This window comes from Micromonospora phytophila, from assembly GCF_023656545.1.
GTDB classification, from domain to species: Bacteria; Actinomycetota; Actinomycetes; order Mycobacteriales; family Micromonosporaceae; genus Micromonospora; species Micromonospora phytophila.
This window is the reverse complement of record NZ_JAMOKF010000315.1, coordinates 1-6353: the sequence shown is the minus strand read 5'-3', so window position 1 is coordinate 6353 and position 6353 is coordinate 1. Positions and strand designations below refer to the sequence as shown.

Annotated in this window: 5 protein-coding genes; 4 read left to right on the top strand and 1 reads right to left on the bottom strand. The window is 74.7% G+C overall.

Annotated features, from left to right (window positions below; all coding sequences use genetic code 11):
• Positions 1–255: 255 nt before the first annotated feature.
• The 3 genes from NCC78_RS25925 to NCC78_RS25915 all read left to right on the top strand — a co-directional run bounded on the left by NCC78_RS25925 (position 256) and on the right by NCC78_RS25915 (position 3177).
• Complete coding sequence (locus NCC78_RS25925) at positions 256–1626, top strand: M16 family metallopeptidase (RefSeq protein WP_250797731.1); 1371 nt, start codon at positions 256–258, stop codon at positions 1624–1626.
• A gap of 175 nt (positions 1627–1801) precedes the next feature.
• Positions 1802–2575, top strand: coding sequence for a 4-hydroxy-tetrahydrodipicolinate reductase (dapB, locus tag NCC78_RS25920; RefSeq protein ID WP_250797730.1), 774 nt, complete (start codon positions 1802–1804; stop codon positions 2573–2575).
• Between the two features lie 131 nt (positions 2576–2706).
• The gene (locus tag NCC78_RS25915; RefSeq protein ID WP_250797729.1) at positions 2707–3177 is read left to right on the top strand and encodes a GNAT family N-acetyltransferase; all 471 of its coding nucleotides are present in this window, start codon (positions 2707–2709) and stop codon (positions 3175–3177) included.
• Positions 3178–3245: 68 nt separating this feature from the next.
• On the opposite strand, the gene NCC78_RS25910 is transcribed toward NCC78_RS25915, so the two are convergent.
• Entirely contained in the window at positions 3246–5351 is a 2106-nt protein-coding gene (locus NCC78_RS25910) for an amylo-alpha-1,6-glucosidase (protein WP_250797728.1), read from the bottom strand.
• Positions 5352–5495: 144 nt separating this feature from the next.
• Here NCC78_RS25910 and NCC78_RS25905 point away from each other — a divergent pair.
• The coding region (locus NCC78_RS25905) for a LacI family DNA-binding transcriptional regulator (protein ID WP_250797727.1) at positions 5496–6353 on the top strand (858 nt) is incomplete at its 3' end.

Below are 6353 nucleotides of genomic sequence, written 5' to 3'. Positions count from 1 at the left end.
CGACCGTGGCGGTGACCGGGGCGGTCGTGCCCCGGAGCGCGGCGAGCGCGGCCCGGCGGGCGGCGGCGAGGGTGGCGAGGGCGGCGAGCGTCCGCGTCGCCGCACCCGGCACAGCTGAGCATCACCCGGCCGGGTGACGACGTTGTCGTCGCCCGGCCGGTCCCGTTCCACCGCAGCACCCACCCCTCGTCGATCTGAGAGCGAGTTTCCGTGAGTCGGGCCCCGCGTCTGTCCCCTCCTGCGGCGCGACGGGGGATGGCCCCCTCCGGCGCCGTCCGGCACGCCACCGCGTCGACCGCCGGTCGCGCCGGCGCCCCCGGCCGGGCGGTGACCCGCACGATCAGTGACGATCCGTTGGGCGGCACCGTACGCCGTACCGTGCTGCCCAGCGGGCTGCGCGTGCTCACCGAGGCGATCCCGGCGATGCGCAGCGTGTCGTTCGGCATCTGGGTGGCGGTCGGCTCGCGGGACGAGACCGGCCCGCAGGCCGGGGCCGCGCACTTCCTGGAGCACCTGCTGTTCAAGGGCACCAACAAGCGCAACGCGCTGGAGATCTCCTCGGCGATCGAGGCGGTGGGCGGCGAGACCAACGCCTTCACCACGAAGGAATACACCTGCTACTACGCCCGCGTGCTGGACGAGGACCTGCCGCTGGCCATCGACGTGATGTGCGACCTGGTCGCCGACTCGGTGCTGGACCCGGCCGACGTGGAGACCGAGCGGGGCGTGATCCTGGAGGAGATCGCCATGCACGACGACGAGCCCGGCGACGAGGTGCACGACCTCTTCGCCCGGGCCGTCTACGGCGACCACCCGCTGGGCCGGCTGATCTCCGGCACGGAGGAGACGGTCACCCCGATGACCCGCCGGCAGATCCAGGGCTTCTACCGGCGTCGCTACACCGCGCCGCAGATCGTCATCGCCGCCGCCGGCAACCTGGACCACGCCACCGTGGTCAGGCTGGTCCGCCAGGCGGTGCGCGGCACCCCGCTGGACACCGACGCGGCGGTGCCGGCGCCGCACCGGCCGGCCACCCCGGGGGTACGCGTGAAGTCGGCGACCACCCTGGTGGAGCCGAAGGAGACCGAGCAGGCGCACGTCATCCTCGGCTGCCCCGGCATCGACCGGCTCGACGAGCGCCGCTTCGCCCTCGGCGTGCTCAACAACGTCCTCGGCGGGGGCATGTCCAGCCGGCTGTTCCAGGAGATCCGCGAGCAGCGCGGCCTGGCCTACTCGGTCTACTCCTACGCCAGCCAGTACGCCGACAGCGGCCTCTACGCCGTCTACGCCGGCTGCGCCCCGGGCAAGGTCGACGAGGTGCTGCAGCTGACCAGGGCCGAGCTGGCCCGGGTGGCCGCCGACGGGCTGACCGAGGCCGAGGTGGCCCGGGGCAAGGGCATGTCCAAGGGTTCGTTCGTGCTGGGCCTGGAGGACACCGGCTCGCGGATGAGCCGGCTGGCCAAGGGCGAGCTGCTCTACGGCGACCTGATGCCCGTCGACGACCTGCTCACCCGGGTCGACGCGGTGACCGTGGAGGACGTGAACAGCCTCGCCGCGGACCTGCTGAGCCGGCCGATGTCCCTCGCGGTGGTCGGCCCCTTCGGCGAGAACGACTTCTCCGCCTGACCCACCCCGGCCGCCGTTCCCGGCTCGGGCTCAGGCCCGCGTTGTGCGGGATGTGGCGGTGTCGGCCGCGCCGGAACCGCGACCTTCGGCAGGTCGAGTCGATCATCGCCGGTGAGGCGGGACGATCGTCGGACCGGTCGGGTGGGCAGGTATGGATTGGGATAGGTTGTGCCCCGTGACTGACGAGCAGGAGAAGGGCCTGGACGAGCCGATCCGGGTGGGCGTGCTGGGTGCCCGGGGCCGGATGGGCGTCGAGGTGTGCAAGGCGGTCGACGCGGCCGGCGACATGGACCTGGTGGCCATGGTCGACCAGGGCGACTGGCTGTTCAACGCCTCCGACGCCGGGGCCGAGGTGGTGGTCGACTTCACCACTCCGGACGTCGTCATGGACAACCTGCACTGGTGCATCGACCAGGGCATCAACGCGGTCGTCGGCACCACCGGCTTCACCGAGCAGCGGCTGGAGCGGGTCTGCGGCTGGCTGGCCCGCAAGCCCGGGGTCGGCGTGGTGATCGCCCCCAACTTCGGCATCGGCGCGGTGCTGATGATGCAGTTCGCCGCCCGCGCCGCCCGGCACTTCGAGTCGGTCGAGATCATCGAACAGCACCACCCGCGCAAGCTCGACGCCCCCAGCGGCACCGCCACGTACACGGCGCGGCTGATCGCGGCGGCCCGCGCCGACGCCGGGATGGGCCCGACCCCCGATGCCACCAAGGACGAGGTGGCGGGCGCCCGGGGCGCCGACATCGAGGGGGTGCGCGTGCACGCCGTGCGGGCCACCGGGCTGGTCGCCCACCAGGAGGTGCTCTTCGGCACCACCGGCGAGACGCTGACCATCCGGCACGACTCGTACGACCGGGCCTCGTTCATGCCCGGGGTGCTGCTGGCCGTCCGCGCGGTGCGTACCCGCCCGGGCCTGACCATCGGCCTGGACTCGCTGCTCGACTGAGCGGCCTCTCGGCCGGCCCGCGGCGCGGGCCGGCCATGGCCGTGGGCGGCGGGCCGGGTGAGCACCACCGGCCGGTGCGGCACGGGCGAAACGGCTCGTCAGCCGGCCGGCCGGGACCTAGGCTCACCTTCATGATCGATTCTGGGCTGCGCGACCGGGCCAGACGTCATATCACGCTGCGGCCGGTCGACGACGACAACTGGCGCGCTGTCGCCGACGTGGCGCCCCGGGACGACCAGCGCGCCTGGGTGCCCGCCCTGGCCGCCCGTTACCTGGTGCTGACCATGCGCTCCGACGGGTGGACCTCGTTGGCCGTCTACGCCGACGAGACGGTGGTCGGGCACGTCATGTGGGGGGTGGACGACGACGGCTACCGCTGGATCGGCGGCATGCTGATCGCTGCCGGGGAGCAGGACCGGGGAGTGGGTCGGGCCACCGTCCGCACCCTGGCCGACTGGCTCGCCGCCCAGGACGGCGGCAGCGTGGTCCGCCTCTCGTACCACCCCGACAACACCCCGGCGGCCCGCCTCTACACCTCCCTCGGCTTCGCCCCCACCGGTGCGGTGGAGGACGACGAACTGGTCGCCGAGCGCACCCCCTGATCCTGTCGGCCATGAGGTTGACGGCGCTGCCGCCACCGGCGGCGCCGCCAACCTCATGACCGGTCCGGTCACGCCTGGACGGCGGAGTCCGGCGCGCGGCGGGGGGACGGGACGGCGGGGGTGAGGGTGAGCGTCGGCGGGAGGTTGGCGAGGGTGGCCTGGCCGGTGGCGTCGACGTGGACGTCGACGGGGGCGCCGGCGACGCGCAGCCCCTGGACGGAGACGGCGCCCAGCTCGGGACCGGCCAGGGGGCGCAGGGCGACCCGGCCGTTCGGCACGTCCGGGTGCAGCCCGGTCGCGGCGTGCAGCAGCAGCACCGCGGCCGCCGCCGACCAGGCCTGCGGCCGGCAGGCCGCCGGGTAGGGGACCGGCCGGCCGAGCAGCGTACGGTCGTCGCCGCCGTAGAGCTCGGGCAGTCGGTGGTCGAACGCCTCCGCCGCACCGAGCAGCCCCTCCGCCAGGCCCAGCGCGGCCTCCCGGAAGCCGGCCCGGGCCAGCCCGGCGAGCACGATGGCGGTGTCGTGCGTCCAGATCGACCCGCAGTGGTACGACAGCGGGCTGAACCCGGCGTCGCCGGTGGACATGGTGCGCAGCCCGAACCCGCCGGCCAGCGCGTCGCCGGTGAGCAGGCCGGCGATCTGTGCCTCCTCCTCGCCGGAGAGCAGGCCGGTGCCGAGCAGGTGCCCGATGTTGCTGGTCAGCGAGTCGACGGGGCGCTTGTCCCGGTCCAGCGCCAGCGCCGGGTGCGGGCCGTGCGGGCCGTCCACCCAGAAGGCGGCGCGGAACCGGGTGGCGAGCGCTTCGGCGTACCCGCGCCAGCGGTCGGCGCCCGGGCGGCCGAACGCGTCGAGCAGGTCCGCCCCGCCGACGGCCGCCTGGTACGCGTACCCCTGCACCTCGGCCAGCACGATCGGCGGCGCGGCGAGCCGGCCGTCGCGGAACCGGACCGCGTCCCCGGAGTCCTTCCAGCCCTGGTTGGTCAGGCCGTGCCCGGTGGTGTCGACGTACTCGACCAGGCCGTCGCCGTCGGCGTCGGCGTGCGCGTCGAGCCAGCCGAGCGCCGACTCCAGGTGCGGCAGCAGCGGCTCGATCTGGTCGGCGGGCAGTCCCCAGCGCCAGGCGTCGTGCAGCAGCGCCACCCAGAGCAGGGTGGCGTCGACCGTCCCGTAGTACGCCGGCGGCAGCCGCAGCCCCTCGCCGAGCATGGCGAACTCGTGCCGGCGCAGCTCGTGCAGGATCTTGCCGGGCGCCTCACCGGTGGTCGGGTCGAGCCGGGCACCCTGCCGGCGGGCGAGCACGCGCAGCGTTCCGGCGGCAAGTTCGGTACCGAGCGGCAGCATCATCCGCGCCGCCCAGAGACTGTCCCGGCCGAACAGGGTGAGGAACCAGGGCACCCCGGCGCCGAGGAAGACGTCGGCGGGCGCGGCGGGTTCGGCCAGGCGCAGCCCGCGCAGGTCGTCCAGGGAACGGTCGAGCAGGCGGACCAGCCGCCGGTCGTCGGCGCGGACCACCGGCCGGGACCAGTCCGGCTCTCCGGTCGGGGCGGTCACCACGGCCCGTGGGTCGTCGACCCGCAGCCGCCAGCGCATGGTCGCGGTCCCGCCGGGGCCGAGGTCGACCGGCCAGGACAACCGGGGCGCGGTGGCCCGGCCGGTGTCCACCCGGGCACCCTCGCCGGTGACGGTCACCGTGATGCCGTCGGCGGCCCACCGCACCCGGCCCGGCTGCCCGGTCGCAGCCTCGATCGGCGTGGCCGCGCCGCCGGACTTGACCACCTCGATCGGGGCCAGGTCGCAGCCGAGGTCGACGCTGACCGTGGCCCGCACCGGCACGGCAGCCGTCGAGACGACGTGGATCTCCTCGTCGACGCCGTGCGGGCCGGCCCGGCGGGCCCGTTCCACCCGCACGGTGGGGTCCGCGCCGGGGTCGCCGAGCCAGCGGGCGAGGCCGACGAAGCGCGCGCCGTGCGGGCCGTCGGGGCCGTGGGCCAGCGCCTCCGGTTCCCGGTCGTCGATCCGCAGCTCCGCCCGGGACAGCACCCGAGCGTCGGCGTGGAAGACCCCCTGGACGCCGGCCGGGCGGATCTGCCCGGCCCGGTCGCCCAGCGCGCTGGTCGGGGCGAGGACCACCCCGACCAGCTCGTGCAGCAGGGGTTGCAGCTGGCGTTCGGTCACGGTTGCGGCTCCAGGTCCTGAGGGGGTGGACGAACTCTTGACAAGCCGTCCGGGGCGGTGCAAAGTGCGAAACATTCCAGAAACTTGAACGATCTAATCCTGCCGTATCGGAATTGGATCGTTCAAGACGGCGAGAGGCATGAAGTGTCTGAGAAGGTGACCATCGCGACGGTGGCCCGGCACGCGCAGGTCAGCCGGCAGACGGTGTCCAATGTGCTCAACTCGCCGCACGTCGTGCGGGAGGAGACCCGCCGGCGCGTGCAGGAGGCCATCGACAGCCTCGGTTACCGGGCCAGCCAGGCCGCCCGGCAGATGCGTACAGGCCGCTCCCGGCTGATCGCCGTCCGGATCGAGCCCACCCGCGACGGGATCAACGGCTCGGTGCTCGACCGCTTCCTGCACGGCCTCACCGAGACCGCCGAGGCGGCCGGCTACCGCGCGATGCTCTACACCGCCGCCGACCCCGCCGCCGAGATCGCCACCTTCGACGACCTGCTCAGCGCGTACGACCTGGACGGTTTCGTGCTCACCGGCACCGACCACGGCGACCCGCGTACCGCCTGGCTCGCCGAGCGGCGCGTGCCGTTCGTGACCTTCGGCCGGCCCTGGGACGACCCCGACGCCCACCCCTGGGTGGACGTGGACGGGGCCGCCGGAACGGCCCAGGCCACCGGCCACCTGCTCGCCGCCGGTCACCGCCGGATCGGCTTCATCGGCTGGCCCGCCGGCTCGGGCGTCGGCGACGACCGCCGCGCGGGCTGGCGGGAGGCCCTGCGGGCGGCGGGCGTGGACCCGACCGGACTGGACCGGGAGGCGGTGGACGGCATCGCCGAGGGCGAGCGGCTCGCTGCCGAGCTGCTCGGTGCCGCGTCACCGCCGACCGCCCTGGTCTGCGCCAGCGACTCGCTCGCCCTGGGCGCCCTCCAGGCCGCCCGCGCCGCCGGGCCGATCGCCGGCCCGATCGCCCACACCGCCGCGCCGGCCGTGCCGGTGATCGGCTTC